Consider the following 20,275-nt stretch of genomic DNA (forward strand, 5'->3'; position numbering starts at 1 on the left):
CCAGCATTCCATGGATAAATTACTAACGCTCTGGACAGGCAGTGGCCTGTTCAACATAACGGCCGGCCAGGTGGTGATGATCGCCATCGGTCTGCTTCTGTTGTTCCTTGCAATTCGCAAGGGCTTTGAGCCGTTGCTGCTGGTGCCGATTGGCTTCGGCGGCATTCTGGCGAATATCCCGGAGGCGGGCCTGGCCCTGTCTGCGGCGGAAAATGCGGTTCATATCGCCAAACCGGAAGTGCTGGCCGCTATCGCTGGCATTCTGGATGTTTCCTATGAAGCGGGTCAGGCGGTGACGCCGGAAATCCGGGACGCCTTCAAGGCCGCCTTCAAGGATGCGGACTATTCCACCCTGAGTATGGCCAATGCGGCCGCCCAGGACTTCGGCTATGCCAACGGTATGCTGTACAACTTCTATACGGTTGTTATTGGCAGCACCATTGGTCCTCTGCTGATCTTCATGGGCGTTGGCGCCATGACCGACTTTGGTCCGCTGCTCGCCAACCCGAAAACCATGCTGCTGGGTGCGGCGGCGCAGTTCGGTATCTTCGGTACCGTGATCGGCGCGGCGCTTCTGGACTGGTTTGGCATTCTGGATTTCACCATTCTGGAAGCTGCGGCCATTGGTATCATCGGGGGCGCTGATGGTCCTACGTCCATCTATGTATCCAGTGTTCTGGCCCCGCATCTGATCGGCGCAATTGCGGTCTCCGCCTATGCCTACATGGCGTTGGTGCCGATGATCCAGCCGCCCATTATGAAAGCGTTGACCTCCGAGAAAGAGCGGGCCATCAAGATGAGTCAGCTGCGTCCGGTGAGCAAGAAGGAGAAGATTGTCTTCCCGCTGGTGGTGCTGATTGCGGTGGTTCTGTTCCTGCCGGATGCGGCGCCGCTGCTGGGTATGTTCTGCTTCGGTAACCTGATGAAGGAATGTGGCGTGGTGGAGCGTCTGAGCGATACCGCCCAGAATGCCCTGATCAACATTGTCACTATCTTCCTGGGGCTGTCCGTTGGCTCCAAGCTGATGGCGGACAAGTTCCTGGATGGCCAGACTCTGGGTATCCTGGCGCTGGGTATCGTGGCCTTCGGTGTGGGTACTGCCTGTGGTGTTCTGATGGCGAAGCTGATGAACGCGATGGTAAAAGAGAAGATCAACCCGCTGATCGGTTCTGCCGGTGTATCTGCGGTGCCGATGGCAGCGCGGGTATCCAACAAGGTTGGCCTTGAGGCCAATCCGCAGAACTTCCTGCTGATGCACGCCATGGGTCCGAATGTGGCTGGTGTTATCGGCTCTGCGGTAGCGGCCGGTGTGATGATCAAGCTGCTTGGCTGATTGTTGACTGGCAGTGGATTGAAAAAACCGGAAGGCTTTACGCCTTCCGGTTTTTTTTGGCCTACTGAAAATCACGGGAACCCACTGGCAAGGTACTTATAAGATGACTCAGGTCCGTCAGCTTCCCGGCCATGACATGAACAATATCGCCTTCCCGTTCCACAATGCCTTTCACATGCAGTAACCGTGAGGTCAGCAAAGGCTTGCGCTGCTGGCGGGCAGTATTGAGCCAGACCACCACATTGATGTTGCCGAACTCGTCTTCCAGGGTGACAAAGGTGACACCGGAAGCGGAACCCGGTCGCTGGCGGCCGGTGACCAGGCCGGCGACCTGGACCGGGCGGTTGGGTTCGGCGGTTTTCAGTTGTTCGGCGTTCAGGCAGTTGCGCAGCTGGCCCTGTTCCCGTAGCAGGGCCATGGGGTGGCGCTGCAGGCTCAGGCCCTGACTGGCGAAATCCGCCAGAATGTTCTGGCCTTCCGAGGGGGCGGGCAGATCGGTATTGTCGCCCTCCGCCAGATAGCCAGGGTCATCATCGGTGTCGGACACCCACAGGGGTGCGGCGGCTTCATGCCCCAGCAACTGCCAGTAGCTCTGGTGGCGGTGGCCGCTGATAGTCTCAAGGGCATTGGCGCCGGCCAGCAGTTCCAGGTCCCGCTGGGGCAGGGCGGTGAGCTGGCGCAACTCCCTTATGTTCCGGTAGCCCCCGGATGGTCGCTGCTGGCACAGGGCCTCGGCACTTTGCCGGTTCAGACCTTTTATTTGCCGCAGGCCGACACGTAAATGCTGTTGAGGGCCCTCCAGGGTGTAGTCCCATTGGCTGTGGTTTACATCCGCCGGCAACACGACCACGTCATGACGACGGGCGTCCTGGATCAACTGGGAGGGAGAGTAGAACCCCATGGGCTGGCTGTTCAGCAACCCGCAATAGAAAGCCGCCGGGTGATGACGTTTGAGCCAGGCCGAAACATACACCAGCAGCGCAAAACTGGCGGAGTGGGATTCCGGGAAGCCGTAGCCACCAAAGCCGCAGATCTGCTGGTACAGCCGCTCGGCGAAGTCTTCACTGTGCCCCTTGGCCAGCATGCCGTTGATCAGTTTGTCCCGGAAGGGGGTCAGGTCGCCGTGGGACTTCCAGGCTGCCATGGCCCGGCGTAGCCTGTCCGCTTCGCCGGCGGTAAAGCCGGCGGCCACCATGGCCAGCTTGATCACCTGCTCCTGGAAGATGGGCACTCCCAGGGTGCGTTCCAGCACCCCCCGGACTTCCTCGTTGGGGTAGCTGACCTCTTCCAGGCCATGTTTGCGTTTCAGGTAGGGGTGCACCATGTCCCCCTGAATGGGGCCGGGGCGAACAATGGCCACTTCGATCACCAGGTCGTAGAACTTCTCCGGTTTCAGTCGGGGCAGCATATTGATCTGGGCCCGGGATTCCACCTGGAACACGCCGATGCTGTCCCCGGTTTGCAACATGCCGTAGGTCTCGTCGTCTTCCCGGGGGATTTCCTGCAGGGTAAGGGGCTGGCCGTTCTCCCCGGGAATCAGCGCCAGCGCCTTGCGAATGGCAGTCAGCATGCCCAGGGCCAGCACATCCACCTTCATCAACCCCAGGCTTTCCAGGTCGTCCTTGTCCCACTGGATCACCGTGCGGTCTTTCATGGCGGCGTTTTCGGTGGGCACCAGGTCCGCCAGTGGGCCCGAGCCGATCACGAAACCGCCCACATGCTGGGACAGGTGGCGGGGAAAGCCCAGCAGGGTATTCACCAGGGTGAAAAACTGGTTGGCAACACGTTCGTGCCGGGTCAGGCCCTTGTCGAGAATCTGCCCGCGCCAGTCGGTTTCCCGGTCCCGCCAGTCTATGCCGTTGAGCAGCTGTTCCACCTGTGCGGGATCAAAGCCAAGGGCCTTGCCCACGTCGCGGATGGCGCTACGGGGGCGGTAGCGGATCACCGTGGCGGCCAGGGCGGCCCGTTCACGACCATAACGCTGGTAGATGTACTGGATGACCTCCTCGCGGCGTTCATGCTCGAAATCCACGTCGATATCCGGGGGTTCGCCACGATCTTTGGAAATGAAGCGCTCGAACAGCAGCTCCACCTGCCGGGGATCCACTTCGGTGATGCCCAGGCAATAGCACACCGCCGAGTTGGCGGCCGAGCCGCGGCCCTGGCACAGGATGCCCTGGCTGCGGGCGAAGCTGACGATGTCGTGGATGGTGAGAAAGTAGTGTTCGTACTGCATCTCATGGATCAGCGCCAGCTCCTTGCGGATCAGGGCCTGGACGGGCAGTGGTGTGCCCGCCGGAAAGCGCCGCTGCTCCCCCTGGCGGGTCAGTTCCTGCAGCCAGCTGGCGGGCGTCTTGCCCGGCGGCACCAGCTCTGACGGATATTCGTAGCGCAACTCAGAAGGACGGAAGCCGCACTGATCGGCAATGATCAGGGTTTCCTCCAGCCAGGCCTCGGGAAACAGGCGTTTCAGCACAGGCAGTGGCCGCAGGTAGCGCTCTCCATTCTGGAACAGGTGATGCCCGGCCTGTTCCAGACAGGTGTTGTGACGGATCGCGGTCAGCACATCCTGCAGGGGCTGGCGTTGCCGGCAATGCATGTGCACGTTACCGGTGGCAACCACGGGGCGCTCCAGTTGTAGTGACAGGGCCCGGATACGCTGGATGGTTTGCTCCTCGCCGGAGGCCAGGGTCCGGCTGGCCGCCAGCCACAGCCGCTCCGGAAACAGGCCGAGCAACCATTCGCCGGTACGCCGTGCGTTGGCAAATCCGGCTTGCTCCGGTGCCGGTGGCAGCCACAGGCACAGGCAATGGTCCAGGGCGTGGTTCTCCAGATCCTCCGGTAGCAACTGATAACGGCCTTTTGGGGCCCGCCGTCGGGCAGTGGTGATCAGCCGGCAAAGCTGACTGTAGCCCAGCCGGGTGCGGGCCAGCAGGATCACCCTGGCCGGGGTCATGTCCGGGGTGGTTGGTTCCAGCTGGAAATAACTGCCGGTAATCAGGGCGACGGGGCTGCCCTTCAGGGCCTGACAGGCTCTGGGGATGCCGGCCACGGAACAGGCATCGGTGATGGCCAGAGCCCGGTATCCCAGCGCCAGGGCCCGCTCCGCCAGTTCGTGGGGGTGGGAGGCTCCGGTGAGGAAGGTGAAGTTGCTGAAGCAGTGCAGTTCGGCGTAATTCATGGTTATCCTGCGTTATCCGAACCAGCCATGAACGAACCAGCTCTGCTGGTCGTCCCGGTAGACCCAGGCCAGTTGCCCGCTGGGCAGGCGGGCAATGTAGTAGTCCCGTAGCACCCGGGCTCCGTCCCACCAGCCCCCGCTGATGCGCTCCGGGCCCCCGAGCCACGCTTCCGGAGTGGCTTCCAGGGGGGTGGGTTGGGGCAGCAGCCATAATGGGCGCAGGGGTAGCTGATCCGAGCCCTTGCTGTGGTGATGGGGCCCGGCGGTCAGGCTGCGGGCGCTCCAGGCTCGTTCCGGCCGGTGATCAGCCGCCGGAGCCAGATGTTGCAGGGCCGACTCTCCCAGGCGGGCCTGCAGGCGGCTGACCAGGGTGTGCCAGGCTTCCCCCTGATCGGTGGTTTCACCCAGCAGGTCGGTGTGGCTGGTTGCCTGCCGGTCCAGAAAACGGGTGACTTTCAGCTCCAGGGTTTCCACCGGTGCCTGCAACGGGTGCTGTTCCAGTCGTATCCGGAGCAGGTTGATAAAGGCTTCTGCCCGGTGCTCCGGCCCGGTGGTGCGTACCCGAAGCCGGCTGGGTTCCCGTCGGTAGTGGTGCAGTATCAGCAACAGGCTGTCGGTGTCCTGCTGCCGCCACTGCAGGTCACTTTCCAGTTCCGACAGCATTCGTTGCAGGGCGAACAGCAATCCCTGGGCCTTTTCCACCGGCAGCCCGAAGTCGGCTCGCTGCCGGAAGTAATGGGGCGGCCGCCAACTGGTTTGCGGGTCCGGGCGCTGCCCCTGCAGTCGCTGCACATAAGCCAGGGTTTCCGGTGTCAGGCGGCGGGCCAGCTCCACCGCGGGCAGGTGGAAGACCTGGCCCAGTGTGGTCAGCCCCAGGCGGGTCAGGCGTTGCAGGGTACGATCGTCAAAACCGGCGTGGGGCAGTGGCAGCGCCTCCAGCTGCCGGTGCATCTGCGACGTTTCCCCGGTACAGCATTGCATCCCGGCCCGGGCGAGCAGGCGGGCAGACAGGGGTGTCGGGCCGGTGGTCAGGGAGGCGTTCAGCTGCCTTTCCTCCAGGGCCTGTTGCAGCTGCTTTTGCAGTGGTTCCAGGCCGTCATACAGCCGCTGGACACTGCCGGCTTCCGCCAGCAGGCCATCCGGGGGGTAGAGGGTAATGCGGTCCATGTAGCGGTAAAGCCAGTGGGCCTGCTGCTCCAGGATGCCGGCCTGACGGGTATCGTCGGCGTGGACCATGACCAGTTCCGGGGCCAGGTTAAGGGCAGTTTTCAGGGCCGTGCCGGGATGCACGCCCAGTTGCCTGGCCCGGGGGCAGGCCTGTATCACCTGCCGTGTGCCATGGGACAGCACCGCCAGTGGTGACGGGTCCTGGCGGGAGCGGGCAACATGGTCCAGCAGCAGGTGCCGGAAGTGCAGATACAGCCAGATCATGGTTTACCCCGGTGCCGGTCCGCCGGACCAGGGGCCGCGAATAACCAGGGCGGAGCCCTCCTGGGCAACGCAGCCCGATCGTGCCTGCAATGGCAGGGTGCAGCCCTGACCGGGCCAGCCCCCACGGCGCTTGAGGACATGGATTCGCAGGCCCAGCTGGTGGTCAGGCTCCAGCGCCAGGCGCAGGGCTGCAGGTGAACTCTGGCAGGCCTGTCGCCGGGACTGGAACAGGATGCAGCTGCCATGCCCGGCCTCAGCTGCCAGCTGAAGCCGGCGCACATCCCGTGCTGCCAGGGTGTCCGGCCAGGCCATGACCAGTCCGGTAACGGGGGATCGCAGGCAGTTTTCCAGGGTCCAGAGCAGGTCCGGGCGGGTATCGGCCCGGACCATGATCAGCTGGTCCAGATCGACGCCTTCCCGGGCCAGGGCCGGCGCATAGGGCGTCAGGGGAGGGTTGACCCAGAATACCGTCTGTTTGCGGGTAGTCACCCGCCTGAGCAGGGGAAGTACCAGTTGCAGTTCGCCAATACCCGGTGCATCCAGCAGGCACTCACTGAGAGCGCCCCGAGGCCACCCCAGGCCATCGAGCTGGTTGTCCAGCGCTTCAAAGCCGGTCTGTTCCGGGTCGGGTATGGTTGCAAACTGGCGATGGCCTCGCCACAGGCGGGCATCATCGAGCAGGGTGTTCAGCAGGTCACTCATGGCTTAATCCAGTACTGTTTAAATATACAGTATTATTAACTGGAGAGGATTTCAACCATGGTGCTGAGCTGTTACCGTGCCAGATAACACCAACACAAGGAGTTGCTTATGACCGCACTGGAAAAGCAGCAATGCGAGGCCTGCCGGGCCGATGCACCGACCGTGTCTGCAGACGAACAGAGCGCCCTGTTGAGGGAGGTGCCCGACTGGGACATTACGGAAGTGGAGGGTGTTCACCAGTTACGCCGGGAGTTCCGGTTCAAAAACTTCGTCCAGGCTCAGGCTTTTACCAACAAGGTGGCGGATCTGGCTGAGGAGGAGGGGCACCACCCGGCCATACTGCTGGAATTCGGGAAAGTGACGGTACGCTGGTGGACCCACAAGATTGGCGGTTTGCACCGCAATGACTTCATCATGGCGGCCCGCACTGACAGGCTGTTCGAAGGTTAGGGGATTTCCGGCCGGTGCCAGGTAGCTGGCACCGGTACATTCCCGATTACGGTATCAGCAGCACCGGGTGATGGCTTTCCCGCACCACGGTTTCCGAGGTGTGGCCGAGAGGGAGTTGTTCCACGGGCGTGGTGCCACGCTTGCCAATCAGCGTCAGCGCCGGCTGGCTGTCCCGGATCAGTTGCAGCAACTCCCGGGCCGGATGCCCGTTGAGGACCCGGGCATGCACCGAGGACTTGCTGTTGGCGATATCGTGAACCTTCCTGTCCACCTCGTCCGCTTCCGGAGGGGCGTCATCCGGACGTACCCAGAGCACCCGTCCTTCCTGGTCACCACTCACCAGTTCCCGGAACAGTTCTTCGCAACGTCCGGCGTTCTCCGAACCGTCGGTCGCCAGAAAAACCGGAGCCTGGGGCGAAGAGGGTTTGCCCTCCACCGGCAGGATCAGCAGGGGCCGTTTGGTCATACGAGCCAGGTTCATGGCGTTGTTGCCCATGAACAGTTCGCGACCGGCCGAATGATGCGTGCTGCAGCAGATAACGCCATCCGCGTTCTTGTGTCGTGCCAGTTCCAGAATGCAGGAAGCGACAAAACCGTGGCGGACCTCGAAGTCTGTCTCAACCTTCCACTCTTCAGCGTACCGCCGGGCCAGTTCCCTGAGCTTACCTTCAACGGCACCGTCACTGTCTTCAATGTGTTTGCGGGTATGGGGTTCAATGACATAGGACAGGGTCAGCTTCCTGGTCCCAAGCCTTTCCAGTAGGGGAGGCAGCTGTTTGACGGCCTGCTCCCAGTTGTCGGAATAGTCCACGCTCAGAATCAGATGGCTCAGCATTTACGGTGCTCTCCCTAAAGGTTGTCAGGTATGAATGCCTGGCAGAAGACATAAAGAGTATTTTCAAAGGCTTTCCGGGGTCAAGGCCAGTGTCGCGCAGTAGATCAGCGAATTAACCGCACGGCACACCAGGGCAACTTTCTTACAGGGAACACTAGCAGATTGTCGGGGCAGCGCTATTGATTCCGGACAAAGTACTGAACCCCTGGGCTGACAACCAGGGGTCGACATAAAAATGCACACCCCCGTTGGCCCTGAGCAGGCGGGACGGCATGATGCCGATCATGCTGTGAAAGGTATTGGAGAAGTGAGCCAGGTCGGAAAACCCGGAGGCGACTGACGCCTGGGTAAATGTCTGCCCCTGAGCAATGGCCAGGGTGGTTGCGTGCAGGCGGTGCCACTGGCGGTACTTGCCGGCGGAAATGCCCAGGTACTGGCGGAAAAGCTGGATGACCCGGGGCACGGACAGGCTGACGGTGGCTGCCAGGTCTTCCGTGGTAATGTTCCGGGTGCGGCCACCGCGGAGCATGCTGACCGCCCGGGCCACCCTGGGATCGACACCTTCCGGCTCCAGCCGGCAGGTGTCCGGCAACCCCAGTTTCACCAGTATGCCCGATACCGTCTGAGGTGACAGGGGGGTCCTGAGGATCTGTCGGGCCAGGTCAACCAGCTGATCTTCCCCGGAGAGGGGCCAGAGAATACCGCAGGTCTGCTGGCCCGCGGTTGTCGCCAGCGCCTTCAGGTCGTGCTGGAAAGGGTCGAGAAACAATACCATAAGTGATGGACTGTCACTCTCGAGCCAGACCGGCAGACCGGGCCTGATCAGGCAGGCACGGGTTTCCACTACCTCATGGGCATGGGTCTGCCGGTGAACCCGCAGATTGCCCTCCACACCTACCAGCAGGGCGGCACTGCCGTAGCTGCGATAGCGTGGTTCAATGCCGGGGCCGGCGTAGAGGACGCGATTGTCCCAGATATAGATGTGTGCAGGCACATTGCAGGCCGGAGATTTCACAGGGGTCCCTCCATGGGATAAAAGCGGTTCCGAACTCCCTTGAATATCTTCATATCCTACCCGGTATTCGCAGAAAGTGAGGTCACACCCACGTGACCAAGTGCTCAGATGGTACTGAATTATCATTGCGCACAAATGATGCGGTAATCCCCACGGGTATCCTGCAGGTTCCAGTATCAAGGCGGTGCCACACACCGCTTTCAGAAGTATGGATAAGCAAATCAAGGTGGCCAGGGAGCAGTAGGCTGCCTTTCAGGGAGAGTTCAATGGAGAGTTCCAATGAATAAAACAATCAAACGACCGCTTATGAAAGGGCGGGCCTCGGCATGCCGTTACTATATGTCGGGCCTGGCCCTGGCAATGGCAGCTGCCAACGCACCGGCAGCAGTTCTGTTCGAAGAAAATTTCTCGGATGGCCTTGGCGCCTTCACTGATCAGGGGCGGGTCTACACCATGACCGCGGGCGAGGCAGCCATGCGTGGTGGCGGTTCCAGCGATACCCTGGTCCGCTCCGGTCCGATCGCGATCAATGGCGCCAGTGATCTGACCCTGTCGTTCTACCGTGACATTTCCGGCTTTGACACGGGCGAATCACTGACCGCCTTTGTGTCCACCGATGGCAGCACCTTCCAGTCCATTCAGTCCGTCGGCAGTGGGTCCGGCGTGGTTACCGTTGATATTGGTGACGTGGCGGGTGGGCAGGACCAGATCTACCTGCAGTTCGCTATCAATGCCTCGAGCTTCTTCGAGCGAGCTGGCCTTGGCAGCATCCTGCTTGAGGGCAGTGGTTCCGGGAATCCCGACAATCCGGATAACCCCGACAACCCCGACAACCCCGATAATCCCGATAATCCCGATAATCCGGGGGGTGACGACGAGCCCATGCCAGAGGCTGGCGATTTCGTGACCTTCGAGTCCGGCCACGTCCGTCCCATGGCGCTGTCTTCCGACGGCAACCGTCTTTATGTCGTCAATACACCGGATAACACCGTTCAGGTGTTCGATGTATCCGGGGCTTCCCCGGCGCCGGTCGAAACCATTCCGGTGGGCATGGAGCCGGTTTCCGTTACCCTTCGCAACGACGGTGAGCTGTGGGTGGTCAACCACTTGTCCGACAGTGTCAGCATCGTTGATGTATCCGGTTCCACTGCCCGCATCAGGAACACCCTGCTGGTGGGTGACGAGCCCCGGGATATTGTATTTGCCGGCGCTAACGACCAGTGGGCCTTCATTACCGCGGCTCACCGTGGCCAGAATGTTCCGTTTGATCCCGAGCTGACCACCCCGGGCATCGGTCGCGCCGATGTGTGGGTGTTCGACGCCGACAGCCCTGGCACCCAGCTTGGCGGTGAACCAGCCACCATCCTCAACATGTTTGGCGATACCCTGCGCGGCCTGGCCCGTAGCCCGGATGGCAGCAAGGTCTACACCGCCGTGTTCAACTCCGGTAACCAGACCACGGTTCTGGACGAGGAAATCCCTGATGGTGGCCTGGACAAGCCGGGTCCCCGGCGGGCCGCGGATGGTACGGAACAGCCCCGCACCGGCCTGATCGTCGAGTACGACGGCCAGAACTGGATGGGTCCGGGCGATCCCGTCAATGGTGACGCCCCCCGGGCATGGAATGAGTACGTCAAGCTTGAACTGCCGGACTATGATGTGTTCGAGATCGATACCACCGGTTCCGTACCCCGTGTGGCCTCCCGCACCAGTGGCGTAGGCACCACGCTGTTCAACCTGGCGGTCAACCCGAGTAACGGCAACGTCTATGTCTCCAACCAGGAAGCCAATAACCTGACCCGTTTCGAGGGCCCCGGCCTGGCCTCCACCACCGTCAATGGTAACTTCGTGCAGAGCCGCATTACCGTGGTGGATGGTAACAATGCCCGGCCGCGCCATCTGAACAAGCACATCGACTACACCACGGCGCCTGGCAGTGGTACGGCGAGCGAGAAGGAGCGCGCCGTCGCCATTCCGCTGCAAATGGCGATATCGTCCGATGGCGATGAACTGTTCATGGCCTCCATGGGTTCCGGCAAGCTGGTGCGCTATGACACCGGCGCCCTGGAAAGCGACAGCTTCCAGCCCGAAACCAACGATCAGCTGGTGGTCAGTGGTGGCGGTGCCACCGGCGTGGTGCTGGATGAAGCCCGTGGCCGAGCGTTCGTGACCACCCGCTTCGACAACGGCGTGTCGGTGGTGGACGTGGATGGCACCATGAGCGAGCTGGCCCACGTGACCATGGCCAACCCGGAACCCCGGGAGGTGGTTGAGGGCCGTCGCTTCCTGTACGACGCCACCTACACCTCCAGCCGTGGCGATTCTTCCTGTGCTGGCTGTCACGTCTTCGGTGACATGGACCATCTGTCCTGGGACCTGGGTAATCCGGACATAGCATCCAGGGACAATCCCAATGAGTATAACGAGAATGTACCGGCCTTCGGTCGCAACCTGACCTTCCATGCCATGAAAGGCCCCATGTCCACTCAGAGCCTGCGTGGCCTGAAGGGCAATGGGCCCATGCACTGGCGTGGAGATCGCACCGGCGAGGACAGGCCGCGGGGTGAAAGCCTGGAAATGGCGGCCTTCAAGGAGTTCAACGAGGCTTTCCCGGGGCTGGTGGGTCGCGACTCCGAGCTGACCGAGCAGGAAATGACCCGGTTCGCCGAATTTGCCCTGGAACTGACCTATCCGCCCAACCCGATTGCGGCGTTGGACAACAGCCTGAGCCCGCGCCTGCAGGAGGCCATGGAGGTCTATAACACCGTGAACTCCGACTTCGTGACCAACTGTAATGGTTGTCACACGCTGGATGCCGACCGGGGCATGTTCGGTACCGACGGGACCATGTCTGCGGAAGGTGGAGATGTTGATGAAGACATGAAGATCCCGCATCTGCGGAACATGTACCAGAAGGTCGGCATGTTTGCCAAGAATGGTGCGGATCGTCCGGAAAGGGGGCCCCAGATTCGTGGCTTCGGCTTCGATAATCAGGGCGCTTCCGGTTCCATCGACAACTTCCTGAGCGCGCCGGTATTCCTGTTGCTGGGTGAAGAGCGTCGTCTGATGGTTCAGGACCTTTCCCTGGCGTTCCCGTCAGAAATGAACCCCATCGTGGGTCAGCAGGTTACCCTGAACCCGGACAACCGCAATCGCCCGGATGTTCAGGCCCGCCTGGACCTGCTTATTGAGCGGGCCCTGGTGACCAGTCCGCGTCCGGAGTGTGACCTGATGGCGACGGCGGTACTCAATGGACAGACCAGACGTTGGGTGTTCAACGCCAACGAGAAGTTTGTACCGGGTGATCGTGCCACACCGTCTTTGACACGCAGTGAACTGCTGGCTCAGGTGAACGACGAGAACACCCCGGTGACCTTCACCTGTACGCCTCCAGGCAGTGGTGTTCGCAACGTGGCAAGCAACTGACCCACCGGTCAGCTTACTCTCAGGCAAAGGCCTGAACGACAAACCCCGGCCATTGTGCCGGGGTTTGTCGTTGTAGAGTGGGGCATCTGCACGCTATTCCTGCCCGATGGTCTCCGCTTCATCCTGCATGTCTCGCCAGGCTCTGTTCAGGTCTTCGATCATTTTGCCGGTACCACCAGCCTTCCGCGAGAAAACCAGTGTGAGCGGCCATTTCAGCAGGTCATCATGCCTGAGCCCGGACATGGGCGACGTTTCCAGGATGTTGTCCATGGGCGACTGGAAATTGATAAGGTAGTCCCCCCGCTTGAAGGCCAGCATGCGGATAGCGGAACGGTGACCCGGCGCGATGGTGACCAGGGTGTCCGGGTCGTCTTTCAGGTGATCGAGCAGGCGCCAGTAGGTGTAGCCCCGGATCAGGATCAGGCGCTTGCCCTGGAGGTCCTCAAGGCCTGAAACGGGAGTCGCGTCCGCCCGGGAGTAGGCGTTGAGACGGATGCTGCCGGTATGGAAGTCGGTTTCGTGGGTGTAGGGTGCAAGTTCGGGCACACCCGCGGACCCCAGCCACATATCGATATCGCCTTGCTCGAGGTAAAGGTAGACCCGCTCGATGGGCAACTCCTGCCAGCGGATGCCATACCCGGCCCGGTCGGCAATGTCTTCGGCGAGGTCGATAAAGGTGCCTTCCGCCTGTCCGGAATCGTTGGTGTAGGCCAGGGGCGGGAATTCGATAAAGGAACCCCGGATCACGGGGCGATCCGCGCCATGGGCAGCGGGTACCAGGCAGCCGGACATAGCCGCCGCGAAAGTCACGGCATTCAGGATGGTACGGAGTGTGTTCATGCAAGGAACGAAATCATTGGACTTGTTGTATGGTTAGGGTGGCGACATTTCCCGGATTTGTAAACTATTGGAAAAAGGCTAATGACTACAGAGATTTTGCGTAAACGTACGGCCTATGCATCGTTTGACGAGATTACCACACGCTGGGCGGACAACGACCTTTATGGACATGTCAATAATGTGACCTATTACGCCTGGTTTGACAGCAGTGTGAACCGGTACCTGATCGAGGAGGGTGGGCTGGACATCCACAATGGAAGGGAAATCGCCTATGTGGTGAGCTCCTCCTGTGACTATTTCAGTCCCATTGCCTACCCGGAGCGGGTAGAGGCGGGGCTCAGGGTGGAAAAGCTCGGCAACAGTTCGGTGGTCTACAACATTGGTATCTTCCGTCAGGGCGAGAGGGAAGCCTGTGCGGTCGGCCGTTTTGTTCATGTATTCGTGGATCGCACAACCGACCGTCCGGTGCCGGTTCCCGGAGGCGTCCGGACCGCCCTGGAAAAGCTGACTGCTGAGGCAGACAACAACTCTGGCTAGCCCCGGGCTTCAATAGCCCCGGGCGCTGGAGGTGCTGCGCCGCGGATCTGCCGCCCCCCACAGTGCCCCGTTTTCGTCAATCAGGACGCTCTGGATGGCGCCCATGGCAGAGCCGGGCGCCACTGTGTGCCCCATAGCCTCCAGCAGGTCGATGGTGTCGGGACTGATGCCCTGTTCGATACGGATTTCATCCGGCAGCCACTGGTGATGGATACGGGGCGCCGATACTGCCGACTGGATGTTCAGGCCATGGTCGATCACGTTCATGATGACCTGCAGTGTGGTGGTAATGATCCGCGAACCGCCGGGGCTGCCGGTTACCAGCAGGTTTTGCCCGTCCTTGCGCACGATCGTGGGCGACATGGAGCTGAGCATCCGCTTTCCGGGCTCGATGCGGTTGGCTTCACCGCCAATCAGGCCATAGGCATTGGGTATGCCCGGTTTGGCGCTGAAATCATCCATTTCATTGTTCAACAGGAAGCCGGCTCCGGCCACGGTAATACCTGAGCCATAGCTGAAGTTTATGGTGTAAGTGTTTGAAACGGCGTTGCCCCACCGATCCACAATGGAGAAGTGGGTGGTTTCGTTGCTTTCATAAGGCAGGGGGTCGCCGGGGGCAATCCGGTCAGACGGAGTGGCCCGCTCCGGATCGATGCCATCTCTCAGGGCCTTTGCATAGCCCTTGCTGGTAATGCCGTCCAGGGGCACTTCCACATAATCCGTATCCCCCAGGTATTCGGATCGGTCCGCGTAGGCCCGCTTCATGGCCTCGGCCATCAGGTGGATGGTGCGGGCCGAGTTGTGGCCGTAATTGCCAATCGGGTAACCCTCGAGAACATTCAGTATCTGCACAATGTGGGCGCCGCCGGAACTGGGGGGCGACATGGAAAAGATGTCGTAGCCCCGGTAGTTACCTGCGACGGGCTCCCGGGTCACGGGCTCGTAGGCGGCCAGGTCTTCAAGGGTGATCAGGCCACCCCCGCGCTCCATTTCCTCAACAATCAGGCGGGCGGTCTCACCCTGGTAGAAATCCCGGGCGCCGTGATCCGCAATCCGTTGCAGGGTGGCGGCCAGGTCCGGCTGCCGGAAACGCTCGCCGGGCTGCGGGGCGCTGCCATCGTCGCGGTAGAAGGTGGCCCGGGTGGCAGGCCAGGGCTGCAGCCGATCGCGGGCCTGTTCCAGCCCCTCGGTGAACCGGTGTGGCACCTCGAAGCCGTCTCGGGCCAGAGCAATGGCTGGCTTCAGGGCTTCGGCCAGAGTAATGGTGCCGTATTCCTCCAGTGCCAGGGCCAGCCCCGCCACCGTGCCGGGAACACCAGAGGCCAGATGGCTGAAGCGGCTGCGCCGGGTAACCACGTTGCCTTCACTGTCCTGGAACATGGTGCGGGTGGCCGCCGTTGGCGCGGTTTCCCGATAGTCAATGGCCTGCACCGGACCCTCATCTCCGGGTGCGTAGAGCATGAAGCCACCGCCACCGATATTGCCGGAACGGGGTTGGGTAACGGCCAGGGCAAAGCCGGCGGTCACTGCGGCATCTACTGCATTGCCGCCGTTTTTCAGCACCGTCAGTGCTACCCGGGTGGCGGTGGGGTGGCTGGTGGCTACCATGCCATGGCTGCCGGGTACCGGGTGGTGGCGCTCTCCCTCCAGAATAGCCTGGGCGCTGCAGGTGCCGGAGAACAGGGCCACCAGCAGGGTGAGCCACGGAAAGTGACGGTGCAGAATGACAAGCATGGTGCAGGCTCCTGGGCTGTTGATCGGTTGTGAGCCCGGAGCAGAAGCTGACACCTTCGTTCCGGGGCTGGTTTAGGCTATGATAGCCGGTCATTTTCCAATACGGGTAACCGGTGACTCTGAAACCGGCCCGCTGTTTTCAGTATTCCGACAGGACAGGTTCATGGAACACACATACCGTCTGGTGATTTCCTGCCCGGACCGGGTAGGTATTGTGGCAAAAGTCAGTAACTTCTTGTCCACCTACAATGGCTGGATCACCGAAGCCAGCCATCATTCCGACAACCAGGCCGGCTGGTTCTTCATGCGGCATGAAATCAAGGCCAGCTCGATGCCGTTCGGTCTGGACCAGTTTCGTGCCGCGTTCGAGCCCATCGCCCGGGAATTCGAGATGAGCTGGCATATTGCCGACTCGGCCCAGCCCAAGAAGGTCGTGCTCATGTGCAGCAAGGAATCCCATTGTGTGGCCGACCTGCTGTATCGCTGGCACAGTGGCGATCTGAATGTGGATATCGCGGCCGTGATCTCCAATCATGAGGACCTGCGCCGGATGGTGGAGTGGCACGAGATCCCCTACCACTGTATCCCGGTCAGCAAGGAGAACAAGTCGGAAGCCTTTGCGGAGATTGACGGCCTGTTCCGCAGCTACGGGGCGGACGTCATCGTGCTGGCCCGCTACATGCAGATCCTGCCTGCCGAGGTGTGCGAGAAGTACAGCGGCAAGGTGATCAACATTCATCATTCGTTCCTGCCGTCCTTTGCCGGCGCAAGGCCCTACCACCAGGCCTACAGTCGCGGTGTGAAGCTGATCGGCGCCACCTGTCACTACGTGACCCAGGACCTGGATGAAGGCCCCATCATCGAGCAGGACGTGATCCGCATCAGCCATAGTGATGCCATTGAGGATATGGTGCGTCTGGGCAAGGATGTGGAGAAGAATGTACTGGCCCGGGGTCTGCGTGCCCATGTCGAAGACCGGGTCATTACCTACGAAAACAAGACCGTGGTTTTTGACTGAGCCGATGACCCGATTGTGGTAGAATCGGCCGCTTGAATCACAAGACTTCCAGCAAATTCAAAGGAACCATTCTCGATGGGTGAGTTAGCCAAAGAGATCCTGCCGGTCAATATCGAAGACGAGCTCAAGCAGTCCTACCTGGACTACGCCATGAGCGTCATTATCGGCCGGGCTCTTCCCGATGTCCGTGATGGCCTCAAGCCGGTGCACCGGCGTGTTCTCTTCGCCATGTCCGAGCTGGGCAACGATTGGAACAAGTCCTACAAGAAATCCGCCCGTGTGGTGGGTGATGTTATCGGTAAATACCATCCCCACGGCGACTCTGCGGTCTATGACACCATTGTACGGATGGCTCAACCGTTCTCCCTGCGATATCCGTTGGTGGACGGGCAGGGCAACTTCGGTTCCATTGATGGCGACAACGCCGCCGCCATGCGTTACACCGAAATTCGCATGGAAAAGATCGCCCATTCACTGCTGGCGGATCTGGACAAGGAAACGGTTGACTACGTCGACAACTACGACGGCACCGAGCGCATTCCGGAAGTGTTGCCCACGCGGGTGCCCAACCTGCTGGTCAATGGCTCCAGCGGTATTGCCGTGGGCATGGCCACCAACATCCCGCCCCACAACCTGACGGAAGTGGTCAGCGGCTGTCTGGCACTGATCGACAACCCGGACACGACCATCGATGAGCTGATGGATATCATTCCCGGGCCGGATTTTCCCACCGAAGGCATCATTAATGGCCGTGCCGGTATCGTCGAGGCGTACCGCACCGGCCGTGGCCGCGTCTGGATCCGTGCCCGTCACGAGATCGAGCACGACAAGAAGACCGGTCGTGACGCCGTCATTATTACCGAGCTGCCGTACCAGCTGAACAAGGCCCGGCTGATCGAAAAGATCGCCGAGCTGGTGAAGGAAAAGCGTCTGGAAGGCATCACCGAGCTGCGGGATGAATCCAACAAGGAAGGCATCCGCGTGGTGATCGAGCTGCGCCGGGGCGAGAACCCCGAGGTTATCGTCAACAACCTGTTCGCCCAGACCCAGCTGGAAACCGTGTTCGGCATCAACATGGTGGCGTTGCTCAATGGCGAACCCAAGACCCTCAACCTCAAGCAGATGCTGGACGCCTTCGTGCGCCACCGCCGGGAAGTGGTTACCCGCCGCACCATCTACGAGCTGCGCAAGGCTCGCGAGCGGGGCCATATCCTGGAAGGCCTCACCGTTGCTCTCGCCAATATCGACGAGATCATCGAGCTGATCAAGGCTTCCCCCTCCGCCGCCGAGGCGAAGGAAAAGCTGATGGATCAGGGTTGGGGCCCGGGCGATGTGATGGCCATGCTGGAGCGGGCCGGCGAAGACGCCTGCCGTCCGGACGACCTGCCGGAAATCTATGGTCTGCGTGGTGGTCTGTATCACCTGTCTCCGGAACAGGCCCAGGCCATTCTTGACCTGCGCCTGCACCGCCTGACTGGTCTGGAGACCGAAAAGCTCCAGAATGAGTACAAGGACATCGTCGAGAAGATCGCCGATCTGCTGGACATCCTGGGTGACCCGGAGCGCCTGATGCAGGTGATCCGTGATGAGCTGGCGGCCATTGTCGACGAGTACGGCGACGAGCGACGCACCGAAATCATCAGCTCCCGCCGTGACCTGACCGTGGCCGACCTGATCGACGAGGAAGACCTGGTGGTCACTATCTCCCACAGTGGCTACGCCAAGACCCAGGCTGTGGAGGACTACCAGGCCCAGCGCCGTGGTGGTCGCGGCAAGGCGGCCACCTCGATGAAGGATGAAGACTTCATCGAAAAGCTGCTGGTGGCCAACTCCCACGACACCATCCTGTGTTTCTCCAACCGCGGCAAGGTGTACTGGCTGCGGGTATTCGAGATTCCCCGGGCCAGTCGTGGCTCCCGTGGTCGGCCAATGGTGAATATCCTGCCGCTGGGCGACGATGAGCGTATTACCACCTTCCTGCCGGTACGTGACTATCCGGAAGACCATTACGTGCTGATGGCCACTTCCAACGGCGTGGTCAAGAAGACGCCGCTGCCGAACTTCTCGCGGCCCCGCTCCAATGGCCTGATCGCGCTCAATCTGGACGAGGGTGACACCCTCATCGGTGCGGCCATCACCCGGGGCGACGCCGAAGTCATGCTGTTCTCCACCGCCGGCAAGGCGGTCCGCTTCAACGAACAGGCGGTCCGTGCCATGAGCCGGACAGCCCGTGGTGTTCGTGGTATCCGCATGCCGGAAGGTCACCACGTGGTGTCGCTGATCATCCCGGAGGAGGGTGGCGTTCTGCTGACCGCCAGTGAGCATGGCTATGGCAAGCGGACGTCCATTGACGAGTTCCCCACCTACAGTCGTGGCAGCCAGGGTGTTATCGCCATGCAGTGCTCCGAGCGGAACGGCAACCTGGTGACGGCCCTGCAGCTGTTCAACGGCGACGAGATAATGCTCATCTCCGACAAGGGCACCCTGGTACGTACCCGTACCGACGAAGTGTCCGTACTCAGCCGTAACACCCAGGGTGTGCGCCTGATCAAGCTCAGCCAGGAAGACGAACGCCTGGTGGGTGTCGAGCGGATCGCCGAGAGTGATGACGAGGACGTAGAAGAAGCCGAAGCCGGCGAGGGCAGCGCACCGGAAGCCGGCAATGGTGAAAGCAGCGGAGAGTCAGTTGATGAGTAGGGCGTACAACTTCTGCGCCGGCCCGGCGACCCTGCCGGAGCCGGTGCTGCGACAGGCCAGGGACGAAATGCTGGACTGGCGGGGCACCGGCATGTCGGTGATGGAAATGAGCCATCGCAGTGACGAGTTCGTGGAGATCGCCGACACAGCCGAGAAAGATCTGCGTGAACTTGCTGGTATTTCAGAGGATTACAGCGTACTCTTCATGCAGGGTGGCGCTTCCAGCCAGTTCGCCACCGTACCACTGAACCTGCTGGGTGACACTGGCAGAGCGGACTACATCAATACCGGTATCTGGTCGAAGAAGGCCATTGCCGAGGCCAGCCGCTACGCTGACGTGAATGTGGCGGCCTCCAGCGAGGACAGCGGCTTCACCACGGTGCCGCTGCAGGAAACCTGGAATACCCGGGCGGATGCGGCCTACCTGCACTACACCCCCAACGAGACCATCGGCGGACTGGAGTACGACTTTGTCCCGGACACCGGGTCAGTGCCCCTGGTGGCGGATATGTCCTCCACCATGCTGTCCCGTCCGGTGGATGTGTCGAAATTCGGCCTGATCTACGCGGGTGCCCAGAAGAACATCGGCCCTTCCGGTCTGGTCGTGGTCATTATCCGCAAGGATCTGTTGGGCAAGGCGCGGGCGGAAACGCCGACAATGATGAATTATCAGGTGCTTGCCGACAACGGCTCCATGTATAACACCCCGGCCACCTATTCCTGGTACCTGGCCGGACTGGTGTTCAAGTGGCTGAAAGAGCAGGGCGGAGTTCCCGCGATGGAAACACTCAACCGTCGCAAGTCGGGCAAGCTGTATGATTTCATTGATAACAGTGAATTCTATGCCAACCCCATCGAGCCCCGTTTCCGGTCCTGGATGAACATACCCTTTACCCTGGCGGACGAAGCTCTGAACGGCGCCTTCCTCGAAGGGGCCGAGGCCCGTGGGTTGCTTAACCTGAAAGGCCACCGCAGTGTGGGTGGCATGCGTGCCAGCATCTACAATGCCATGCCGGAAGCCGGCGTGGACGCCCTCATTGACTATATGGCCGGATTCGTGAAGGAGCATGGCTGAT

14 protein-coding genes are annotated in these 20,275 nt (G+C 61.1%); 7 read left to right on the forward strand and 7 right to left on the reverse strand.

Annotated features, from left to right (window positions below; translation table 11 throughout):
- Window positions 1-10: 10 nt before the first annotated feature.
- Entirely contained in the window at window positions 11-1,333 is a 1,323-nt protein-coding gene (locus IE079_RS05020; RefSeq protein WP_189573741.1) for a sodium ion-translocating decarboxylase subunit beta, read from the forward strand.
- A gap of 61 nt (window positions 1,334-1,394) precedes the next feature.
- Here the strand turns inward: IE079_RS05020 and IE079_RS05025 are convergent, their stop codons facing one another.
- From IE079_RS05025 to imuA, 3 genes are read right to left on the reverse strand one after another with little or no spacing between them, the layout of a single operon-like run.
- Window positions 1,395-4,514, reverse strand: a complete 3,120-nt coding sequence (locus IE079_RS05025) for an error-prone DNA polymerase (protein ID WP_189573744.1) — start codon at window positions 4,512-4,514, stop codon at window positions 1,395-1,397.
- Between the two features lie 12 nt (window positions 4,515-4,526).
- Window positions 4,527-5,945 carry a Y-family DNA polymerase gene (locus IE079_RS05030; RefSeq protein ID WP_189573748.1) on the reverse strand — a complete coding sequence of 473 codons (1,419 nt, stop codon included), beginning with the start codon at window positions 5,943-5,945 and terminating at the stop codon, window positions 4,527-4,529.
- Window positions 5,946-5,948: 3 nt separating this feature from the next.
- Complete coding sequence (imuA, locus tag IE079_RS05035; protein WP_189573752.1) at window positions 5,949-6,647, reverse strand: translesion DNA synthesis-associated protein ImuA; 699 nt, start codon at window positions 6,645-6,647, stop codon at window positions 5,949-5,951.
- A gap of 108 nt (window positions 6,648-6,755) precedes the next feature.
- Between imuA and IE079_RS05040 the strand changes: the two genes are divergently transcribed.
- Window positions 6,756-7,097: a 4a-hydroxytetrahydrobiopterin dehydratase gene (locus IE079_RS05040; protein ID WP_189573755.1), complete on the forward strand. Its 342-nt coding sequence runs from the start codon at window positions 6,756-6,758 to the stop codon at window positions 7,095-7,097.
- Window positions 7,098-7,143: 46 nt separating this feature from the next.
- On the opposite strand, the gene IE079_RS05045 is transcribed toward IE079_RS05040, so the two are convergent.
- Both IE079_RS05045 and IE079_RS05050 read right to left on the reverse strand, forming a co-directional pair.
- Window positions 7,144-7,932 carry a universal stress protein gene (locus IE079_RS05045; protein WP_189573758.1) on the reverse strand — a complete coding sequence of 263 codons (789 nt, stop codon included), beginning with the start codon at window positions 7,930-7,932 and terminating at the stop codon, window positions 7,144-7,146.
- A gap of 154 nt (window positions 7,933-8,086) precedes the next feature.
- Window positions 8,087-8,947, reverse strand: a complete 861-nt coding sequence (locus tag IE079_RS05050) for an AraC family transcriptional regulator (protein ID WP_189573761.1) — start codon at window positions 8,945-8,947, stop codon at window positions 8,087-8,089.
- Between the two features lie 279 nt (window positions 8,948-9,226).
- Between IE079_RS05050 and IE079_RS05055 the strand changes: the two genes are divergently transcribed.
- Entirely contained in the window at window positions 9,227-12,373 is a 3,147-nt protein-coding gene (locus IE079_RS05055) for a hypothetical protein (RefSeq protein WP_189573764.1), read from the forward strand.
- A gap of 93 nt (window positions 12,374-12,466) precedes the next feature.
- On the opposite strand, the gene IE079_RS05060 is transcribed toward IE079_RS05055, so the two are convergent.
- On the reverse strand, window positions 12,467-13,213 hold the full coding sequence (locus tag IE079_RS05060; RefSeq protein ID WP_189573768.1) for a substrate-binding periplasmic protein: 747 nt from the start codon (window positions 13,211-13,213) through the stop codon (window positions 12,467-12,469).
- 81 nt (window positions 13,214-13,294) lie between these two features.
- On the opposite strand from IE079_RS05060, the gene IE079_RS05065 reads away from it, so the two are divergent.
- Complete coding sequence (locus tag IE079_RS05065) at window positions 13,295-13,750, forward strand: acyl-CoA thioesterase (RefSeq protein ID WP_189573771.1); 456 nt, start codon at window positions 13,295-13,297, stop codon at window positions 13,748-13,750.
- A 9-nt stretch (window positions 13,751-13,759) separates the two neighbouring features.
- Here IE079_RS05065 and ggt read toward each other — a convergent pair whose 3' ends face one another.
- On the reverse strand, window positions 13,760-15,484 hold the full coding sequence (ggt, locus tag IE079_RS05070; protein ID WP_189573774.1) for a gamma-glutamyltransferase: 1,725 nt from the start codon (window positions 15,482-15,484) through the stop codon (window positions 13,760-13,762).
- Between the two features lie 163 nt (window positions 15,485-15,647).
- Here ggt and purU point away from each other — a divergent pair, with 163 nt between their 5' ends.
- The 3 genes from purU (at window position 15,648) to serC (ending at window position 20,274) form a co-directional block, all read left to right on the forward strand.
- On the forward strand, window positions 15,648-16,502 hold the full coding sequence (purU, locus tag IE079_RS05075) for a formyltetrahydrofolate deformylase (protein ID WP_189573777.1): 855 nt from the start codon (window positions 15,648-15,650) through the stop codon (window positions 16,500-16,502).
- A 75-nt stretch (window positions 16,503-16,577) separates the two neighbouring features.
- Complete coding sequence (gene gyrA, locus IE079_RS05080) at window positions 16,578-19,199, forward strand: DNA gyrase subunit A (RefSeq protein WP_189573780.1); 2,622 nt, start codon at window positions 16,578-16,580, stop codon at window positions 19,197-19,199.
- Window positions 19,192-20,274, forward strand: a complete 1,083-nt coding sequence (gene serC, locus IE079_RS05085; protein WP_189573783.1) for a 3-phosphoserine/phosphohydroxythreonine transaminase — start codon at window positions 19,192-19,194, stop codon at window positions 20,272-20,274. Before gyrA ends, serC begins: the two co-directional genes overlap by 8 nt.
- Window position 20,275 lies beyond the last annotated feature (1 nt).

It is taken from the genome of Marinobacter zhanjiangensis (assembly GCF_014651935.1).
Lineage (GTDB): Bacteria > Pseudomonadota > Gammaproteobacteria > Pseudomonadales > Oleiphilaceae > Marinobacter > Marinobacter zhanjiangensis.